14 protein-coding genes and 1 tRNA gene are annotated in these 17,996 nt (G+C 62.6%); 7 read left to right on the top strand and 8 right to left on the bottom strand.

The window, feature by feature from the left end; translation table 11 throughout:
- Positions 1 to 67 precede the first annotated feature (67 nt).
- From NRS07_RS05750 to NRS07_RS05770, 5 genes are all read right to left on the bottom strand, one after another.
- Complete coding sequence (locus NRS07_RS05750) at positions 68 to 2,434, bottom strand: S9 family peptidase (RefSeq protein ID WP_259211744.1); 2,367 nt, start codon at positions 2,432 to 2,434, stop codon at positions 68 to 70.
- A 548-nt stretch (positions 2,435 to 2,982) separates the two neighbouring features.
- Complete coding sequence (locus NRS07_RS05755; RefSeq protein ID WP_259211746.1) at positions 2,983 to 3,927, bottom strand: hypothetical protein; 945 nt, start codon at positions 3,925 to 3,927, stop codon at positions 2,983 to 2,985.
- A gap of 2 nt (positions 3,928 to 3,929) precedes the next feature.
- Complete coding sequence (locus tag NRS07_RS05760) at positions 3,930 to 4,679, bottom strand: DUF6345 domain-containing protein (protein ID WP_259211748.1); 750 nt, start codon at positions 4,677 to 4,679, stop codon at positions 3,930 to 3,932.
- A 171-nt stretch (positions 4,680 to 4,850) separates the two neighbouring features.
- Complete coding sequence (locus NRS07_RS05765; RefSeq protein ID WP_259211749.1) at positions 4,851 to 5,543, bottom strand: dienelactone hydrolase family protein; 693 nt, start codon at positions 5,541 to 5,543, stop codon at positions 4,851 to 4,853.
- 91 nt (positions 5,544 to 5,634) lie between these two features.
- Positions 5,635 to 8,484, bottom strand: coding sequence for a pitrilysin family protein (locus tag NRS07_RS05770; protein WP_259211751.1), 2,850 nt, complete (start codon positions 8,482 to 8,484; stop codon positions 5,635 to 5,637).
- Between the two features lie 173 nt (positions 8,485 to 8,657).
- Here NRS07_RS05770 and NRS07_RS05775 point away from each other — a divergent pair, with 173 nt between their 5' ends.
- Positions 8,658 to 9,326, top strand: coding sequence for a hypothetical protein (locus NRS07_RS05775; RefSeq protein WP_259211753.1), 669 nt, complete (start codon positions 8,658 to 8,660; stop codon positions 9,324 to 9,326).
- 86 nt (positions 9,327 to 9,412) lie between these two features.
- Positions 9,413 to 12,349: a response regulator gene (locus tag NRS07_RS05785; protein WP_307729922.1), complete on the top strand. Its 2,937-nt coding sequence runs from the start codon at positions 9,413 to 9,415 to the stop codon at positions 12,347 to 12,349.
- A 155-nt stretch (positions 12,350 to 12,504) separates the two neighbouring features.
- On the opposite strand, the gene NRS07_RS05790 is transcribed toward NRS07_RS05785, so the two are convergent.
- From NRS07_RS05790 to ispB, 3 genes are all read right to left on the bottom strand, one after another.
- Positions 12,505 to 12,912 carry a hypothetical protein gene (locus NRS07_RS05790; RefSeq protein WP_259211754.1) on the bottom strand — a complete coding sequence of 136 codons (408 nt, stop codon included), beginning with the start codon at positions 12,910 to 12,912 and terminating at the stop codon, positions 12,505 to 12,507.
- A 231-nt stretch (positions 12,913 to 13,143) separates the two neighbouring features.
- Positions 13,144 to 13,220 (bottom strand) — tRNA-Pro (locus NRS07_RS05795).
- A 54-nt stretch (positions 13,221 to 13,274) separates the two neighbouring features.
- The gene (gene ispB / locus NRS07_RS05800) at positions 13,275 to 14,261 is read right to left on the bottom strand and encodes an octaprenyl diphosphate synthase (protein ID WP_259211756.1); all 987 of its coding nucleotides are present in this window, start codon (positions 14,259 to 14,261) and stop codon (positions 13,275 to 13,277) included.
- Between the two features lie 295 nt (positions 14,262 to 14,556).
- Between ispB and rplU the strand changes: the two genes are divergently transcribed.
- The 5 genes from rplU to proB all read left to right on the top strand — a co-directional run bounded on the left by rplU (position 14,557) and on the right by proB (position 17,977).
- The gene (gene rplU / locus NRS07_RS05805; RefSeq protein ID WP_259211757.1) at positions 14,557 to 14,868 is read left to right on the top strand and encodes a 50S ribosomal protein L21; all 312 of its coding nucleotides are present in this window, start codon (positions 14,557 to 14,559) and stop codon (positions 14,866 to 14,868) included.
- A 43-nt stretch (positions 14,869 to 14,911) separates the two neighbouring features.
- Positions 14,912 to 15,190 carry a 50S ribosomal protein L27 gene (gene rpmA / locus NRS07_RS05810; protein WP_259211759.1) on the top strand — a complete coding sequence of 93 codons (279 nt, stop codon included), beginning with the start codon at positions 14,912 to 14,914 and terminating at the stop codon, positions 15,188 to 15,190.
- Between the two features lie 105 nt (positions 15,191 to 15,295).
- On the top strand, positions 15,296 to 16,408 hold the full coding sequence (gene cgtA, locus NRS07_RS05815) for an Obg family GTPase CgtA (RefSeq protein WP_259211760.1): 1,113 nt from the start codon (positions 15,296 to 15,298) through the stop codon (positions 16,406 to 16,408).
- Positions 16,398 to 16,850, top strand: coding sequence for a hypothetical protein (locus NRS07_RS05820; RefSeq protein ID WP_259211761.1), 453 nt, complete (start codon positions 16,398 to 16,400; stop codon positions 16,848 to 16,850). Before cgtA ends, NRS07_RS05820 begins: the two co-directional genes overlap by 11 nt.
- A complete protein-coding gene (proB, locus tag NRS07_RS05825) occupies positions 16,847 to 17,977 on the top strand; it encodes a glutamate 5-kinase (RefSeq protein WP_259211762.1) in 1,131 nt (376 codons plus the stop codon). Before NRS07_RS05820 ends, proB begins: the two co-directional genes overlap by 4 nt.
- Positions 17,978 to 17,996: the final 19 nt, after the last annotated feature.

A 17,996-nucleotide genomic window follows, 5' to 3' on the forward strand; every position in this document is an offset into this window, starting at 1 on the left:
GTCGTTGAACGCAGGCGCATGCGCCCGCCCATCGAAAAAGGCGCCCGGAGGCGCCTTGCACGTGCATTTACTGCTTGAGCGAACGCTCGAACAGCTGATAGATACGGCGGTACTGGTCGTACCAAGCTTCCGGCTGCACGTAAGAGTGGGCCTCGAGCGGGTAGCTGGCCAGTTCCCAGTTGTCTTTTTTCAGTTCGATCAGGCGCTGGGCCATGCGCACCGAATCCTGGTAGAACACGTTGTCGTCGACCATGCCGTGCGCGATCAAGAGGTGGCCCTGCAGCTTGTCGGCATATTCGATCGGCGACGAGATCTTGTAGGCCTGCGGGTCGATGTCCGGCGTGTTCAGGATGTTGGCGGTGTACTCGTGGTTATAGGTCACCCAGTCGGTCACCGGACGCAATGCGGCGCCGGCCTTGAAGGTGTCGGGTGCGCGCATCATGCCCATGAAGGCCATAAAGCCGCCGTAGCTGCCGCCGTAGATGCCGACGTTCTTCGCGTCGCCCTGGTGCTTGGTCACCATGTAGTTGACGCCGTCGAGATAGTCGACCAGTTCCGGGTGGCCCATCTGGCGGTAGATCGCGGTGCGCCATTTGCTGCCGTAGCCCTTGGAGGCGCGGTAATCCATGTCGAGCACCAGATAGCCCTTCTGGACCAGCAGGTTGTGGAACATCTGCTCGCGGAAGTAGTTCGGGTAGCGCTTACTGACGTTCTGCAGGTAGCCGGCGCCATGCACGAACATCACGACCGGGTATTTCTTGTTCGGGTCCAGCTGCGCCGGGCGGTACAGCTTGGCCCAGACCGGGTCGCCGCCGTCGCTCGACGGCACCGTCACGTATTCGGGCTCGATCCACTGGCGCGCCTTGAATTCGGCACTGCGGGTGTCGGTCAGCCTGGTCGCCGCGCCACCGCCCACCGCCACCGTGGCGATCTGCACCGGCGTGTAGCTGCTTGAATAATGCACCAGCAGCTTGCGCTCGTCCGGCGACAGGCGGAAGCGTTCCACGCCGTCGAGGCTGGTCACTTCGCGGATCGCGCCATTGCTGGCCTCGACCGCGCATACTTCGTAGTCGCCCGGGGTGGCGCGGTTGCACATGACATAGGCCAGGCGGCCGTCGCGCGACCAGCGCACGTCCGAGGCTTCCCACTTGCCCGAGGTGAGGGCGCGCGCAGTTGTGCCATTCGCGCCATTCGCATCCTGGGTGTACAGGTGCGAATAGCCGCTCTGTTCCGACAGGTACCACAGCGTGCGGTTATCGGGCAGCCAGCCAAATTCGTTGTTGTCGTAATTGACCCAGGCCTGTTCGCTCAAGCGGTGCATGGGTTTGAGCTGCGCGCCTGCCAGGTCGACGGTGGCGATCCAGCGATCCTTGTTGTCGACCGAGCGCAGCATGACGGCGACCCGGGCGCCGTCGGCGCTCCAGGCGATGGCGCCGTTGCCGTCGATTAGCCGCACCGGGCGGTTGCCCTTGAGCGGATCTTTCTTGGCTGCGGCGCGCAGCGCGGCCAGCGGGTCGGTGCCAATTCCGGGCAGCACGTCGAACGAAAGCTCGCGCACGGTATTGGTGCGCAGGTCGACCAGCTTCAAGGCATGCGCCGCCGGCATGTTGCGGCCGACGCGGGTGCGCTGGTCGTCGAATTCTTCGTAGCCCGACTCGGTCACGTAGCGCGGCATCTTGCCGACACGGCCATTGTCGTTGTTCTTTGGCGCGGTGGCCACGATCAGCCAGCGGCCGTCGGGCGAGAGCATGCTGTTTTCGATCGTGACCTTGTCGCCTAGATACACCGGCGCCGGGGGCAGCGACGGATCGAGGCGGCGCTGCTCGTTCATGCGCTCGCGCAGCGCGTCGCGCTGGTCTTTCTGGCGCTGGAGGGTGGCGATCAGGCGCAGCTGCTGGTCGCGCAGGGCGTCTTCTTCGGGCACCGCCGGATCCCTGGCCGCGCGCGGCAGCGCCACCGGGCCCACCACCTTGCTGGCGCGCTCGAAGGCGTACCAGTCGGTGCCGATGCGGTAATAAACGCTGCGCTCGTCGTGCGAATACTGGGGCACTTCAAGCTTGCTGGCGCCGCGCGTGATCTGCACCAGTGCGCCGTTGGTCAGGTCGCGCTCGAACAGGTCGCCGTTACGCAGCATCAGCGCGCGGCTGCCGGCGCGGTTGTAGAGCACGTCGGCGCCGTCGAGCTTGGGCAGGTCGGCGTCGCGCACGCGTACCGGCTTGCCGCCCTGCGCCACCTGCCAGGTGTCGCGCACGGGCGAGCCGGCGCGCTTTTGCTTGTAAAGCACCGCCTTGCTATCCCAGCTCCACCAGGCCGATTCCACCGGGGTGCCGATCCAGTCGGGATGGGCCATGGCCTGGTCGAGGGTAATCGGCGTGGACGCAGCCGCCGGCAGCGACAGCAAGGCCGCAAAGAGTGTAAGTGCAGGTGTACGCATCGTGGATTCGGGACCGAGTGAAAAGAAAGAGCTTTCTTGCTAGAAAATGCGAGATGCATTTTAGCGTAGTCACCATCGATGCGGGGAGGACGGGGCAAGCGGAACAGGTGCGAGCGGCGGGCACGCCGCTCAAACCAGCTGCTCAGGCGCGCTGCCGGGCAGTCAGCCGCGGACCGACGGGGCCCAGCCGCCGTGGGCGGCATACAGGTCGATCGAGAAGCTGCGTACGGCCGAGAGGGCGCTGGCGAGGTAACGGCGGATGCTGCGTTTGGCTGCTGCCATGGTGTTCTCCGGTTGGACGACTTGGGGTGAATACTGCGATGTTGCATTGCAGTATAAGCAGCAATCGTCCATAAACAAACTTTTGGTTCGTGATTCCGGCGATACGAGTTGTGAATACCTTGGGCGGCGTCTTGCATCCAGATATAAAGGTGTCGAATATCAGACCATACTTTCGGTGAATGAGCGGGGCTGTCCTGCACCCCCGAACCGCAGGGTGCAAGTAGAAAAGGGGGGCAAGCAAACGGCCCCGCCAGCCCCCCCAGGTGTCAACGCGGGTCGTCGTGACAGGGCTTGCCCGCGCTGGCGCGGGAACGCGCCGCCACCTGGTCGGTGCCGTACAGCGGCAGCTCCTGGTAGGCGCGTTCGGTAGCCGCCACCGCGAACACATAGCCCTGCGTTTCGAGCTTGTGCCTTACTTCGACCTGGGCCACATACACGGGCGCCAGCACGCGCTGCGCCTTGCGCTTGCCGAGATCGAGGTAACCGAACTGCATAGCGCGCACTCGCACTGCATCGGCCGCCAGCCGTTCCCTGGCGTTGCCCAGCACGCTGGCGAGATTGCGCGCGATTTGCCGCGCGCCGGCGTCAGGCGGGACAATGATGGCGCTGTCGAGCTTTTCGGTGACGCCAGGGCGGATGCGTAGCGACAGCGCATCGAGCGAATTGTCGCCGGCCAGCGTGAGCGCCACCGAGGCCGCGCCCAGCACCGGGATGCCGCCGATGGCGTGGCGCCAGGCCCCGGTGGCGCGCAGCAGCACCGGTTCGGAGCTGCGCTCGAGGTCGGCCCCTTGCGCCTTCGACAGCCACAGGCGCTCGAAGGCGAGGGTGCCGGCGTCGCCGGTCCACTCGCCCAGCTTGAGCCGCTGCGCCGCCTCGACCACCAGGCGCTGGAGCAGCGCGCGCTCTTCGACGCGGGCAAACGGGATTTCGAGCGGCGCGTTGCCCGCGCTGAACTGCAGCGCCCCCGAAGCGTGGTAGACCACGGCGCGGGCGCCGCCCGTTAGCTGGACCAGCGTGCGGTCGGCGCGCGGGGCGAAGCTGGCGTGGTCGCGCGAGCAGCCGTCGGCTTCGCGCAGCAGCGAGATCAGGCGCGTAGCGCGTGCCCGTACCGCATCCTGGGTAAAGGATGGCAGGGCCAGCACGTCGGCGCGGGCGGGCAGTTGGCCGGGGCAGGCGGCTGCCAGGCTGTCGATCAGGACTTGTTCGTTCATGATTAACCCTCCGTCCAGTACCACAGGATGCAGGCCTGCTGGGCCGGCGCCAGGTCGGGGTCCACGTTGCCATGTCCCCACAGATGGTCGCGGTTCAGGTAGGAGCGCTCCCAGCGAATGTTGCCGTTGTTCCAGGTGGCGGCATCGCCGACGCAGACCGTGATCGGGTGGTTGTCGACCCACCAGTCGGACACGCCGTTATGCCAGGCCGCGTGCACGGTGTCGCCGTCGGTGAGATTGTCGGCCACGTCCTCGCCGCATTCGTCGGTGGTGATCCCGTCCCACATGGTTTCCCACGCGCCGCAGTAGATATGCATGCGCGCGAAGATGTTCCACAGGCCTGTCACGCGATTGCGGTTGACGGTCTCGCACGAATAGGCCATCACCCATTCGCTGTTCCAGTCTTCGCCCAGCTGCCAGCGATTGGAATAGGTGCGCCAGTCGCTGCGCGCGACGTCGTACAGCATGCGCGCGCGCCCGTCTTCTTCGTGGCCACCATGGGTTTCGAGCCAGAACAGGTCGACGTCGTCGACCCAGTTGCGGTCGTCGCCGCCCTGGTCGTTGTCGCGGATGTCGGTTTCCCAGCAGTCGGTGTTGGCCCAGTAGAAGGCGCGGGTGTGGCCGGACCCGCGCAATTTAGCGTCGAACCCGTTACTGCGGTTGAAGGTGTAGGTGAGGTCTCCAGCCGTGCTCACGCCTGCGGCGCGTGCATGACTGAAGTAGCGGATCGCTTCGACTCCGAACCTTGCCATGGCAGACTCCTTTCCATATCGGAAGCTACGGCGCCGGCCCGTTGCGGGCGCGGCGGTGGGTAGCAAGCCCTACGGTAGGTCGGACCGGCAGACGCCAGGCTGTCGTGGATCAGAGACGGTGAAGGTTCGGTATCCGGGCGGAGCGTTCAGCCGTGTTGGCTTGCGCCAGCCTCAGCGCAGCGTGCGCGCGAAGAACGCTTCGGTGCGGGCGGCGGCGAGGGTGGCGGCGGCGGCATCGTAGTGGGCGCCGCCCGGACGGGCAAAAGCGTGGTTGCAGCCGGGATAGCTGTGCAGCTCGGCCTTGCCCGCAAGTGCCGCGCGGATTCTAGCCTGCGCATCCTGGTCGATGAACTCGTCGTCTTGCGCCAAATGGTAGAGCAGCGGGGCGGTGATGTTGGCAAGCTCGTCGAGGTGCTGGTCGGTGCCGCCGCCGTAGTAGGCGGCGAAGGCGTCGCCATCGGTGCGCGCTGCGCTCAGGAAAGTCATCAAGCCGCCCAGGCAATAGCCGGTGACACCAACCTTGCCGCTGGCATCGGGCAGGCCGCGCGCCTGATGGATGACGAGGGCAATGTCCTTTACGCCTAGGTCGACGTCATAGGCCTGGTACAGCGCGAATGCCTTGTCCCAATCGCCGGCGCGCTCTTCCGACAGATTGATGCCCGGTTCGAGGCGCCAGAACAGGTCGGGGCAAAGCGCGATATAGCCCTTGGCGGCCCAGTCGGCGGCAATGCTGCGAATCCCGGCGTTTACACCGAAGATTTCCTGCAAGACGACGACCACGGGATGCGGGCCCGGCGTGGATGGACGGGCGACATGGCAGGCAAAGCTGCCATCGGGGGTGGAGATCTGGACTGGTTCGGTCATGGGAATCCTTTCGAAGGGGGAGGCCGTGCACGGACGCCAAGGCGTTGTGCGCAATCATATCGGAACCATCCCCGCTTCGATCACGCCTGGATCACCGGGCGATCAGTACCGGCTCGCCGAAGCCCAGTTCCTTCATGCGCGGCAGCTGGGTCTTGGCGTCGCCCACCACCAGCCACACCATCTTCGACGGGTCGAGATAGTTTTTCGACAGGGCCTGGATCTGCGGCAGGGTCATGGCCTTGACGATCTGTTCGCGGTCCTTGACGTAGTCCGGGCGCCAGCCGTATTTGCTGATGTTATCGAGCATGCCCAGCTTGGCCGCCGCGGTCTCGAATGCCCGCGCATTGCTCTTGATCAGAAAGTCTTTGGTGGTCTGCAGGTCGGCCGCCGAATAGCTTGCCGGGTAGTCTTGCAGGATCTGTTTGACCAGCTGGGTGGATTCGAGCGTGACATTGCTGCGCACGCCGCTGGCGATGGTGAAGGGCCCGGCGCTCTTGGTGCCGGAGAAATTCGAATTGATTCCGTAGGTATAGCCCTTGCCTTCACGTAATTGCTGGGTCAAGCGGGACGCGAAGCCACCGCCACCCAGGATGTAGTTGGTCACCGCCGCCGGGTAAAAGTCGCGGTCGGTTGCCGCCAGCGCGCGGTAGCCGACCTGCAGCACCGATTGCTTGGCATCGGGCACATCGACGAAATACACCTTGGCCGGCGCCAGGGCCGTGGCACCGGACGCGGCCGGCAGCACCACTGGCCGCGCCTTCCACTTGCTGCCCAGTTCCTGGAGCGAGCGCGTCATCACGGCTTTCGGCAGGGCGCCGACCACATGCATGCGGGCGACCGAAGGCGACAGGTTGGCCGCGTAGTAGGCCTTCAGGTCGTCGATGCCGATCGCGTTCACGGTTTCGGCGGTGCCGAGGATGTTACGCGAGCGCAGGTCGTCTTGCGGATAGACCAGTTTGTTGAAATTGCTGCTGGCCAGGGCATTCGGATCGGCTTCCTGCTGGCGAATCTGGCTCAGTACGCTTTGCTTGATCAGGGCGAATTCTTTCTCGTCCCAGCGCGGCTCGAGCAGGATTTCTTCGACCAAGGCCAGGGTTGCCTGGTAGTTACGCGCCAGGGTAATCACGCTCACGCGCACGTCTTCAGCGCGGGCCGACACATTGATGGCCGCTCCCAGTTGCTGGATCGCTTCTTCCAGCTCTTGCGGGGTCTTGCGGGCGGTACCCTGGGTCATCATGCGCGCCATCAGGTTGGCCACGCCCACCTTGTCGAGCTTATCGAGCAGCAAGCCGCCATCGATCGCGATATCGAACTTCACCAGCGGCACTTCATCGTTCTCGATGCCGACCACGCGCATGCCGTTGCCCAGTTTCGCGTCCCAGACCTGCGGCACCTTGAGGGCAGGCGTCGGCCCGTAAGCCGGCTCCTTGCTGCGATCGAAGCGCGAGGGCGTCCTGGCATAGTCGGCATCCGCGCTTGGGTCGACCGCCTGTTCGGCGCCTTGCACGACTTTTTCCTCGACCACCTCGGCCTTGGACGAGCCGTTCAGGGCCAGCGACAATTGTCCTTTCGGGACAAAACTGGTCGCCACATAAGGCTTGGCCTTGATATAGGTGTCGTACACGCGCCGCACATCGGCCTGGCTGACCGCCAGGGTTTTCTTGATGCCCTCGGCGACATAGCCGGGATTGCCGGTCAGGTAGTTGTATTCGGCCAGCAGCGCGGATTTTCCGAGCACGCTAGAGACCGAGTTGTAGAAACGGGTCTCGATGCCGGCCTTGATCCGGTTCAGGTCTTTCTCGGAAATGCCGTCCCGTTCGAACCTGGCAAAGGCCTGCCCGACCGCGCTGGCTACCTCGTCGAGCGGCTTGCCCTCGAAGGCGCGGATGCGCAGCATGAACTGGCCCGCCAGCTCCGAGGTCTGGTTGCCGATCTGGACGCTCGGCGCCAGCTTGCTGTCTTCCACCAGCACCTGGTAGAACGGCGCGCGCTTGGTCTGGGACAGGTATTCGGCCAGCACTTCAAGTGCGTAGGAATCGGCGTGCAGGTCCTCGACGGTTGGCCAGGTCATGGTCAATTCGGGCAGTTTCGCAAAATTGTCTTCGTGGGCCAGCTTCACGGTTTGCATTACTTTGCCAGGGCGCTTGGCCATGGCCTTGACCGGTGCGCCGCGCTGGATCTCGGAAAAATATTTCTCGACCCATTTGCGCGCCTGCACCGGATCGAAGTCTCCAGCCAGCACCAGGGTCACATTGTTCGGCACATACCACAGGCGGAAGAATTCCTTGACGTCGTCGAGCTGGGCATTCTGCAGGTCGTCGAGCGACCCGATTACCTGCCAGTTGTACGGATGGTCGGCGCCGTAGAGGGCCTTGTTGATGACGTAGCGGGTGTGACCATACGGCGCGTTGTCCACGCCCTGGCGCTTCTCGTTCTTGACGACCTGCTTTTCCTTGGCCAGCACCGGTTCGGTTACCGTGTTGATGAACCAGCCCAGCTTGTCCGCCTCGGCCCAGATCATTTTCTCGAGTGCGTCCTTGGGCACGGTCTGCAGGTAATTGGTGCGGTCCTGCGAGGTCGATCCGTTGGCGCCGGAGCCGCCGATGCGGGCACTCATCTTGTCGAGGCCGCCTTTGCCCAGGTTTTCCGATTCCAAAAACAGCAGGTGCTCGAACAGGTGGGCAAAGCCGGTGCGGCCGGCTTTCTCACGCGCCGAACCCACGTGCGCGGTCAGGTTCACGGCCACCACCGGATCGGAGCGGTCGATATGGAAGATTACGTCCATGCCGTTGGGCAGGGTGAATTTCTGGTAGTCGAGCTTGAGGACGGCCTTGGGCGCCGCGGTCACCGTGGGCGCAACCGGCGTGGCGGCCTGTGCAAGGGAGAGCGTGCTTGAAGTGAACAGGGCGGCGAGCAGAAGAGGGAGCGGACGAAGCTGCATGGGGTGGAAATCCTGGCAAAAGGAAGGAATGGAATCCCCTGGATACTATGGGAATTTCTTGAATGCTACAACGAAAGAACAAGCGGCCGAACGGGGACACCTCGCGCGATATGTTCCATGCGATCATGTGCGGATCGCCCCATGCGGGTAGCATAAATTTTTAAAGAGAGACCATGACAAACAAGAATGTTGTTGCTGCTGCCATTGCCGGTGCCGTTGCCGCGGCTATCTTCTTTGGACTGAGCAAGGTCTGGCCGGTCGATCCGCTGGAAGAACAAGTGCGCATGCTCCAAGCCGAAGTGAGCTCGCAGCGCGAGGATCTGCTCGGGTACACCAAATACACCGATTACCTGTCTGCCGGCAAAAAGCATTTGCAAGAGCAGATGAAGTTCATCGCCGCGACCGTCGTCCGTGAAGAAGGCTACACGCGCGTCGTCAACAAAAACGTTTTGGGTGTGAACTTCAATGCCATCGTCGCGATATCGTACACGTCCGAATATTCGTTCGGCTATGCGCTCACGCCGGGGGACTACGATATCGGCAAGACTGCCACCGGCATCGAGGTCACCATCAAGAAGCCGATTTTGGTGGCAGCGCCGGCCACCAGCAAGCTGCGTCATCGGATTTTGAGCGGTAGTGTCTTTAATAATAGCCAGGCGGCGATCATTGGACTCTATGAAGGCCTCGATGCGCGGACGCTGGCCAGTGGACGCGCGCTTGCCAGGGACGAAGCAGTCATTGCACTGTGCGAAAAGAAGTTGGTGGCCTTCCTGCAGGATTTCCTCGCCAAGCAGCCTGGCGTAAAACATATCCCGAGCATCAGCATTTCGTACAAGCCCTAGGGTGCCGGGCGCCGGCACCGGTGTGCGGGAAAATGGACGCGCAGATACTGGTCGCCGCGGCAAAATTTCCCTGACCGCCAAGTTGTGTGGGCCTAACAGGCATGTACAATAGTCAACTTAGTTTTTTCTCAGCGCAACATTGGGTACTGGATCACGTATCACATCTTATGAATCTCTACAGTAACCTCCCCAATTCTGAACTGACGAGCTCCCTATTTGAAGCGAGCGACGACTGCGTCAAGCTGCTCGACCTCGACGGCCGTTTGCTGAGCATGAATGTCAACGGTCGTTGTCTCATGGAGATCGACGATTTCGAGGCCTTGCGTGGCGCGCTCTGGCCGACCTTATGGCCGGAATCGACCCGTGCAACGCTGTGGGCCGCGATGGACGAAGCGCGGGGCGGACGCGTGGCGCGCTTTACTGCCGATTGCCCAACCGCCAAGGGAACAGTCAAAAGCTGGGGCGTGATCGTGGCCCCGGCCTTTGATGACAAAGGGCGCGTGGTCCAGATACTGTCGATCTCGCGCGACCTGACGGTGCAGAAGGAATCTGAACGTTACATCGAGCGCAATGCACGGGTCATGAAAGGCCTGGCCGACGTCGCGCTGGAATTGACCCGTGCCGAGAACCTGGACGCCGTGGTGGCCGTAATCACGCGCGCTGCGCGTCATCTGCTCGGCACGCACCGGGCGGTCGTGCGCCTGGCCCAGGCTTCCCAGATGAGGCAGGGGATCGAGGCGGTGTCGCTGAGCGAGCAGTACGAAGACCATCAAAACCTGCAGTCCGCGGCCCATGGCGCAGGTAGCTGTGCGCCGACCGGCGCGCCGAACGCAATAATCCGTACTTGCCTGGCCGTGCCCTTGACGAGCCGCGAAGTGCGCGCCTTGGGCTCGCTCGAGGTCTCGGACAAGCAAGACGGCCGCGATTTCGACAGCCAGGACGAGGCAGCCCTGGCGCAACTGGCGCACTTTGCCTCGGCGGCGATCGAGCAAAGCCTGTCCGACATGGCCCTGCGTGCCAGCGAAGCGCGCTTTCGCGCCGCCGTCGCTGCGGTCGAGGGCATCGTCTGGACCAATGATGCAGCCGGTGGCATGACCGGAGAGCAGCCCGGGTGGAGCCGCCTGACTGGTCAGAGCGAAGAACAATACAAGGGCTTTGGCTGGACGCGTTCGGTACACCCCGACGATGCAGGACCCAGTATCGACGCCTGGAAGGCGGCAGTGGCGGCGAAACAGGCCCTGTCGTTTGAACATCGTGTCAACACGGTGGACGATGGATGGCGTTTGTTCGCGGTGCGGGCCATCCCCGTAATGGATGCCGATAATACGATCAAGCAATGGGTCGGAGTGCACACGGACATCACGGAAAAGCGTCGCCAGGAACAAGAGCTGCACCTGCTCAACGAACGACTCGAGCAACGCGTTTCCGACGCGCTGGCCGAGCGCATGCGGATCGAATCGGCCCTGCGTCAGTCTCAGAAGATGGAATCCCTCGGCAAGCTGACCGGCGGTGTCGCGCACGATTTCAATAATCTTCTGCAGGTCATCAGCGGCAATCTGCAACTGTTGTCCAAAGAAGTGGCAGGCGCCGAGACTGCCGAGCGGCGTGTACGCAACGCGCTTGCGGGCGTGACGCGCGGGGCCAAGCTGGCTTCGCAACTGCTGGCCTTTGGGCGCCGTCAGCCGCTCGAATCCAAGGTCGTCAATGTGTCGACCTTCATCCGCGGCATGGACGATATGCTGCGGCGTACCCTGGGAGACGCGATCGAGATCGAAACCGTCATCTCCGGCGGGCTGTGGAACACCTTGATCGATCCTGGCCAGGTGGAAAATGCCATTCTTAACCTGGCCATCAATGCGCGCGACGCCATGGATGGCCAGGGCCAGCTGACTATCGAGGCAAGCAACGCCATGCTCGATAGCGAGTATTGCCGCCTCCATAGCGACGTGAGCCCGGGCCAGTACGTGATGATCGCCGTAACGGATACGGGAACGGGCATTGCCAAGGATGTGCTGGAGCAGGTGTTCGAACCCTTCTTCAGCACCAAGCCCGAGGGCAAGGGTACGGGACTGGGTCTGTCGATGGTGTACGGCTTCGTCAAGCAATCCAATGGTCACGTGAAGATCTATAGTGAAGTTGGCGAGGGTACGACCGTCAAACTGTATTTGCCGCGTTCGGTCCGGGTCGAAGACGTCCTGGTCGACACCCGCCAGGGGCAGGTAAAGGGTGGAAGCGAAACGATCCTGGTCGTCGAGGATGACAACGATGTGCGCGAGATCGCGCTCAGCCTGCTTGGCGAACTGGGCTATCGGGTCTTGACCGCACCCGACGCGGCCAGTGCGCTGACGGTGGTTGAAAGCGGGGTGCCGATCGACCTGCTGTTCACCGACGTCGTGATGCCTGGCCCGCTGCGCAGCCCCGAACTGGCGCGCAGGGCAAAAGAACGTTTGCCTGACCTGGCAGTACTGTTTACTTCGGGTTATACCGAAAACGCCATCGTGCACAACGGACGACTTGATCCCGGTGTAGAACTGCTGGGCAAGCCTTATACGCGTGAAGCCCTGGCACGCAGGATCAGGCATGTGCTGGCAAACCAGAAGCAGCAGGCAGCCGCCCGTATGCAACTGGAGGCTGGCCGCGCGCCGGCAAATGGCGGGGACCCTGCACGGTCGACCCGGCTAACGGTATTGCTGGTCGAGGACGATGTCCTGATTCGCTCATGCACACGCGAGATGCTGGGCGAATTGGGGCATCGCATCATCGAGGTGGGCAATGCCGAAGAGGCATTGCAGGTAATACAAGGTGCAGAAATACATATTCTGATCACCGATATCAACCTGCCCCGTATGTCGGGCGTGGAGCTTGCGCGCCAGGCCAAAGCGTACCGCCCTGATCTGAAGGTGGTGTTTGCGACAGGCGACACTGAGGCAGTACGCGACGCCGTAGAAATCGGCGGGGCGCTGCTGGCCAAGCCCTATTGCGCGGATCGCCTGGAAAATGTCATGTCAGGTCTTTGCGCATGAGACATGCAGTCCGCTCGCTGCGCGCTGGCTTGACAGACCACCTTGATCGCGGCAGCCAGTTCGGCGCACCTGATGATCAAGGGGGCAATTCAGCACGCAGGCTTTGCCAACACGCGCGATCCAGCTAACTGCACTCCTGTTTGCGGCTGTTGGTGTCAGGCTGCAGGTACTGCGACACCCGGAAGCTGTTGGATGCTTTGATAATCCTGTACTGCGCGTTCGACTTGCGCAGCACCTTCCACGGATAACTGCTCGGATTCGCGTTGGAGTTTTTTGCTTTCTTCAGTCAACTTCTTCGCTTCGTCTGCGTACGAAGCTGCGCGCTTTTCCGCTTTCTGGGCGTCTTCTGCAAGCTCCTTCGCTTTTTCGGCGCTCTTTTTCGCCTTGAGCTGCTTTGCTTCTCCTTCGTCCAGGTTCTTGGCGATATCGACGCGCATTTGACCGCGAGCGCGAATCTGATCTGCCAGGGAAGGTTCGCTCGGGATGCTCGAGCAAGCCGTCAATCCGAGCGTCATCGAAACGATAGCGATTGTCTGCAGTTTTTTAATCAAGGAGTGATTCATGATGTCATCTATTGTGGTTATTGAAACAGGGCGTGAGAGCAAAGGGTGAGAGCTAAGGGTGAGAGCTAAGGGTGAGAGCTAAGGGTGAGAACAAGGCGTGAAACAGGAAAGCTGCAGCTAGTCCGCTACTCAGGAACCTGTAGGAAATTCAGCAGGGGGGGGCGGAATTTCTTGAAGAACCGGCTACACAGGCCGCAATAAGTTGGAGAAACCTGTAGGTGAAGGCCAGGGTGGTCGGGGTGGGAGGATTCGAACCTCCGGCCTCTACGTCCCGAACGTAGCGCTCTACCGGGCTAAGCTACACCCCGACAATTCGAGGCGCCGGAAACACGCGGCCTCGGGAAGTGTAAATATAATTTTGCTTAGTGGTTTCTGTCAACAGCGAAGCTGCATAGCTGCAGCAGGCTTGATTTGTACACGCTGTCGGGCAGGCCGGAAATCGCTTGCGCGGCGCGTTTGCCGGCCTGCTCGGCCTGCTGGCGGGTGTAGTCCAGTGCGCCGCTCGAAGTGACCGCGGCCAGTACCGCGTCGAACTGGGCTTCATCGCCGTGTTCGATGCAGTTGCGCACCAGTTCGCGCTGCTCAAGGGTGCCGTGCTCCATTAGCCAGATCAAAGGCAGGGTCGGCTTGCCTTCACGCAGGTCGTCGCCCAGGTTCTTGCCGATCTCGGCGGCGTCGCCAGCGTAGTCGAGCACGTCGTCGATCAGCTGGAAGGCCGTGCCCAGCGAACGGCCGTATTCGCCGGCCGCGTCGATCTGGGCGTCGGTGGCGCCGGCGATCAGGGCGCCGAGTTCGGCCGCCGCTTCAAACAGCTTGGCGGTCTTGGAGCGGATCACCTTGAGGTAGCTCTCGTGCGTCACGTCCGGGTCGTGCATGTTCAGCAGCTGCAGGACTTCGCCTTCGGCGATCACATTGGTGGCGTCGGACAGGATGCGCATGATGCGCATGTCGTCGAGGCCGACCATCATCTGGAACGAGCGCGAATACAGGAAGTCGCCGACCAGCACCGAAGCGGCATTGCCAAACAGGGCGTTGGCGGTCTGGCGGCCGCGCCGCATCGACGATTCGTCGACCACGTCATCGTGCAGCAGGGTAGCGGTGTGGATGAATTCGACCACTGCCGCCAGCTCGTGGTGGGCGCTGCCGCGGTAGCCGTAGGCGTTTGCCAGCAGCAGTACCAGCACCGGCCGGATGCGCTTGCCGCCGGCACTGATGATGTACTCGGCGATCTGGTTGACCAGGCTCACTTCAGAATGCAGGCGCTGCCGGATCACCGCATTGACGGCATCCATGTCGGTGGCAATCGATTGGGCGATGGTGGTTTGAGCGTGTTGGGTAGCGGTTGACAAGGCGAACCTGCAATAAACAGTGAGTATTTGGTTAAGTGCTGATTATACGACATGCAAGGGAAGGGCGCCCCCACTGATGAGTACGTGGGCATGGGCCTGGTGGCAGGCGCGGGAGGCCGGTGTCGAGGGGCGCGTTGTCCCGGCGCTACGCTGGCACGCCGGCCGCGCCGAAATAGTCGGGGTGTTTTGACGCGCTGCAGCGAGTTATGTATAATCCTCTGTTCCCCGGCATCCGAACAAGGCAGCGTCTCTGGCGCCGGCGAGATTCTTTTAACATTTGATGAGGTTTCTAATCATGTACGCGGTCATAAAAACCGGTGGCAAGCAGTATAAAGTTGTCGCTGGCGAAAAACTTAAAATAGAACAGATACCGGCTGACATTGGTTCCGAACTCACGATCGATCAGGTCCTCGCCATTGGCGCGGGCGACAGCCTCAAGTTTGGGGCGCCGCTGGTCGAAGGTGCAACGGTTCTGGTGAAGGTAGTTTCCCATGGTCGCCACGACAAAGTGCGTATCTTCAAGATGCGTCGTCGTAAGCACTACCAGAAGCGTCAGGGCCACCGCCAGAACTTCACCGAAATCCAAGTGGTTTCGATCAACGGCTAATCGCCGACCGGTCCATCCAGTTCAGTCATCAAGGAGTAAGTAAATGGCACACAAAAAAGGCGGCGGTACTACCCGCAACGGCCGTGACTCAGAAAGCAAGCGCCTCGGCGTGAAAGTCTACGGCGGCCAGGCGATCAACGCCGGCGGCATCATCATCCGTCAGCGCGGCACCCCAGTGCGCGCTGGCACCAACGTCGGCACCGGCAAGGATCACACCCTGTTCGCGCTGGTCGATGGTCATGTCAAGTTCGTCAAGCAAGGCGTGGGCTCGAAGCAATTCGTGACCGTCGTTGCTAATGAAGAAGTCGCAGTCGCAGCGTAATTCACGCTCACCCGCCGCATGCGCGGCGGTCTTTGCAAGGCGCAAGCCTTCATCGAAAGGCTCTGCCCACGGTAGGGCCTTTTTAGTTTTTAAGCGGTCACCATCATGAAGTTTATCGACGAAGCAAAAATTGAAGTCATCGCCGGCGACGGCGGCAACGGGTGCGCCTCGTTCCTCCGCGAGAAATTCCGCCCGTTTGGCGGTCCCGACGGCGGGGACGGCGGCAAGGGCAGCTCGATCTACGTGGTGGCTGACCGTAACATCAACACCCTGGTCGACTTCCGCTACTCGAAAGTCCACACCGGCAAGAGCGGCGAACCTGGCCGCGGCTCGGATTGCTACGGCAAGGGCGCCGAAGACATCTACATGCGCATGCCGGTCGGCACGCTGATCGTGGACCACGTCAATGGCGAAATCGTCGCCGACCTGACCGAACACGGCCAGACCGAACTGCTGGCCAAGGGCGGCGAGGGCGGCTGGGGCAATATCCACTTCAAGACCTCGACCAACCGTGCCCCGCGCCAGAAGACCGAGGGCAAGGAAGGCGAGCGCCGCACCCTGCGCCTGGAACTGAAGGTGCTGGCCGACGTCGGCCTGCTGGGCATGCCGAACGCCGGCAAGTCGACCTTTATTACGGCCGTGTCGAACGCCAAGCCGAAGATCGCCGACTACCCGTTCACGACCCTGCACCCGAACCTGGGCGTGGTGCGCGTGTCGCACGAGAAGAGCTTCGTGATCGCCGACATCCCGGGCCTGATCGAAGGCGCCGCCGAAGGCCTGGGCCTGGGTCACCAGTTCCTGCGCCACCTGGCCCGCACCGGCCTGCTGCTGCACATCGTCGACCTGTCTTCGTTCGAAGACAATGTCGATCCGGTCAAGGAAGCCAAGGCGCTGGTCAAGGAGCTCGAAAAATACGACGAAGAGCTGCTCAACAAGCCGCGCTGGATCGTGCTCAACAAGCTTGACGTGCTCGACGATGCCGAGCGCAAGAAGCGCGTCAAGGACTTCGTCAAGCGCATGGCCTGGAAGGGCCCGGTGTTCGAGATTTCGGCACTCAACCGCGAAGGTTGCCAGGAACTGATCAACGCGATCTACCTGCACCTGGAAGAAAAACGTCACAGCGAGCAGCGCTCGGAAGAGACCTCGATGACCGAAGAAGCACGCGGCATCTCGTCGATCGATCCGGAAGACCCACGCTTCAAGATCCTTGAAGACTAAGCTGGCCGGCGCAGTGCCGGACAAGCGCGCCAGCCGCTTCGGCCATATCGGCCGCGGCTGGCTGCGCAGCCAGTTGCTGCAACTTGTCGCCACCGCCAGCTCGCTGGCGGCGCTGGTGGCAATGCTCGATCCCGACCGCATTGCGTCGGCGATGGGCGTGTTTCTCGTCGGCGTGAACGGCTACAGCCAGTTCTACGCCGTCTACGTTGGCGTGCGCCTCGCTACCGCGTGGCTGGCATTCCTGGCAGCCAGGCGGGGCGACCAGCCCATCCTGGGCGACCTCACCGCATTGTTCCTCCTGGCCCAGCCGGCCGGGCGCCTGGTCGCGGCATTCGCGATCGGGCTGCCGAAGGGGGTATTATTAGCAATCTGCGCGGTCGAGTTGTTGGCGGGACTTTCCCTGCTGGCCTTGCGGCCGCGAGGAAAAATCCTGTCGCCATGACCCAAGTCCATCGCTCAGCACTCCAGCAAGCCTCGCGCATCATCGTCAAGGTCGGTTCTTCGCTCGTCACCGACGAGGGCAGGGGCCTGGACCATGCCGCCATCGTCCGCTGGGCGTCCCAGATCGCTGCGCTGCGGGGCCTTGGCAAGGAAGTCGTGCTGGTGTCCTCGGGCGCCATCGCCGAAGGCATGCTGCGCCTGGGTTTCGCCAGGCGGCCAACCGATATCCACGAACTGCAGGCCTGCGCCGCCGTCGGCCAGATGGGCCTGGCGCAAATCTACGAGCACAGCTTTCGTGCCCATGGCGTCAAGACCGCCCAGGTGCTGCTCACGCATGCCGACCTGGCCGACCGCGAGCGCTACCTGAATGCACGCTCGACGCTGACCACCCTGCTGCGCCTGGGCGTGGTGCCGATCATCAACGAGAACGATACCGTCGTGACCGACGAAATCAAATTCGGCGACAACGACACCCTCGGGGCGCTGGTGGCGAACCTGGTCGAGGCCGACGTGCTGGTGATCCTGACCGACCAGCGCGGCCTGTATTCAAGCGATCCGCGCAAGGACCCGGCCGCGCACCTGATCGCCGAGGGGCAGGCAGGCGACCCGGTATTCGAGGCGATGGCGGGCGGCGCCGGCTCCAGCCTGGGGCGCGGCGGCATGCTGACCAAGGTGCAGGCGGCGCGCCGCGCGGCGCGCTCGGGCGCGCACACCATCATCGCCTGGGGTCGCGAAGAAGAGGTGCTCACCCGCCTGGCCGGCGGCGAATCGATCGGCACCCAGCTCACCGCGCCGACCGGCCGCCTGACTGCGCGCCGCCAATGGATGATCGACCATTTGCATACCACCGGCGAAGTCGTGATCGACGCCGGCGCCGCCCAGAAGCTCACGCGCGAAGGCAAGTCACTGCTGCCCATTGGCGTACTTGCCGTGCGCGGCGAGTTCGGGCGCGGGCAGGTGATCACCTGCATCGACGAGAGCGGCAAGCAGCTGGCGCGCGGCCTGACCAACTACGCCAGCAGCGAAGCGCGCCGCATCATGCGCCATTCGTCGGCCGAGATCGAACGGATCCTCGGTTATGTCGAAGGATGCGAGCTGGTACACCGGGATAACCTGGTCCTGTTATAAGTCGAGCACACGCCGGCAC

The organism is Massilia sp. H6 (assembly GCF_024802625.1).
GTDB lineage: Bacteria > Pseudomonadota > Gammaproteobacteria > Burkholderiales > Burkholderiaceae_D > Telluria.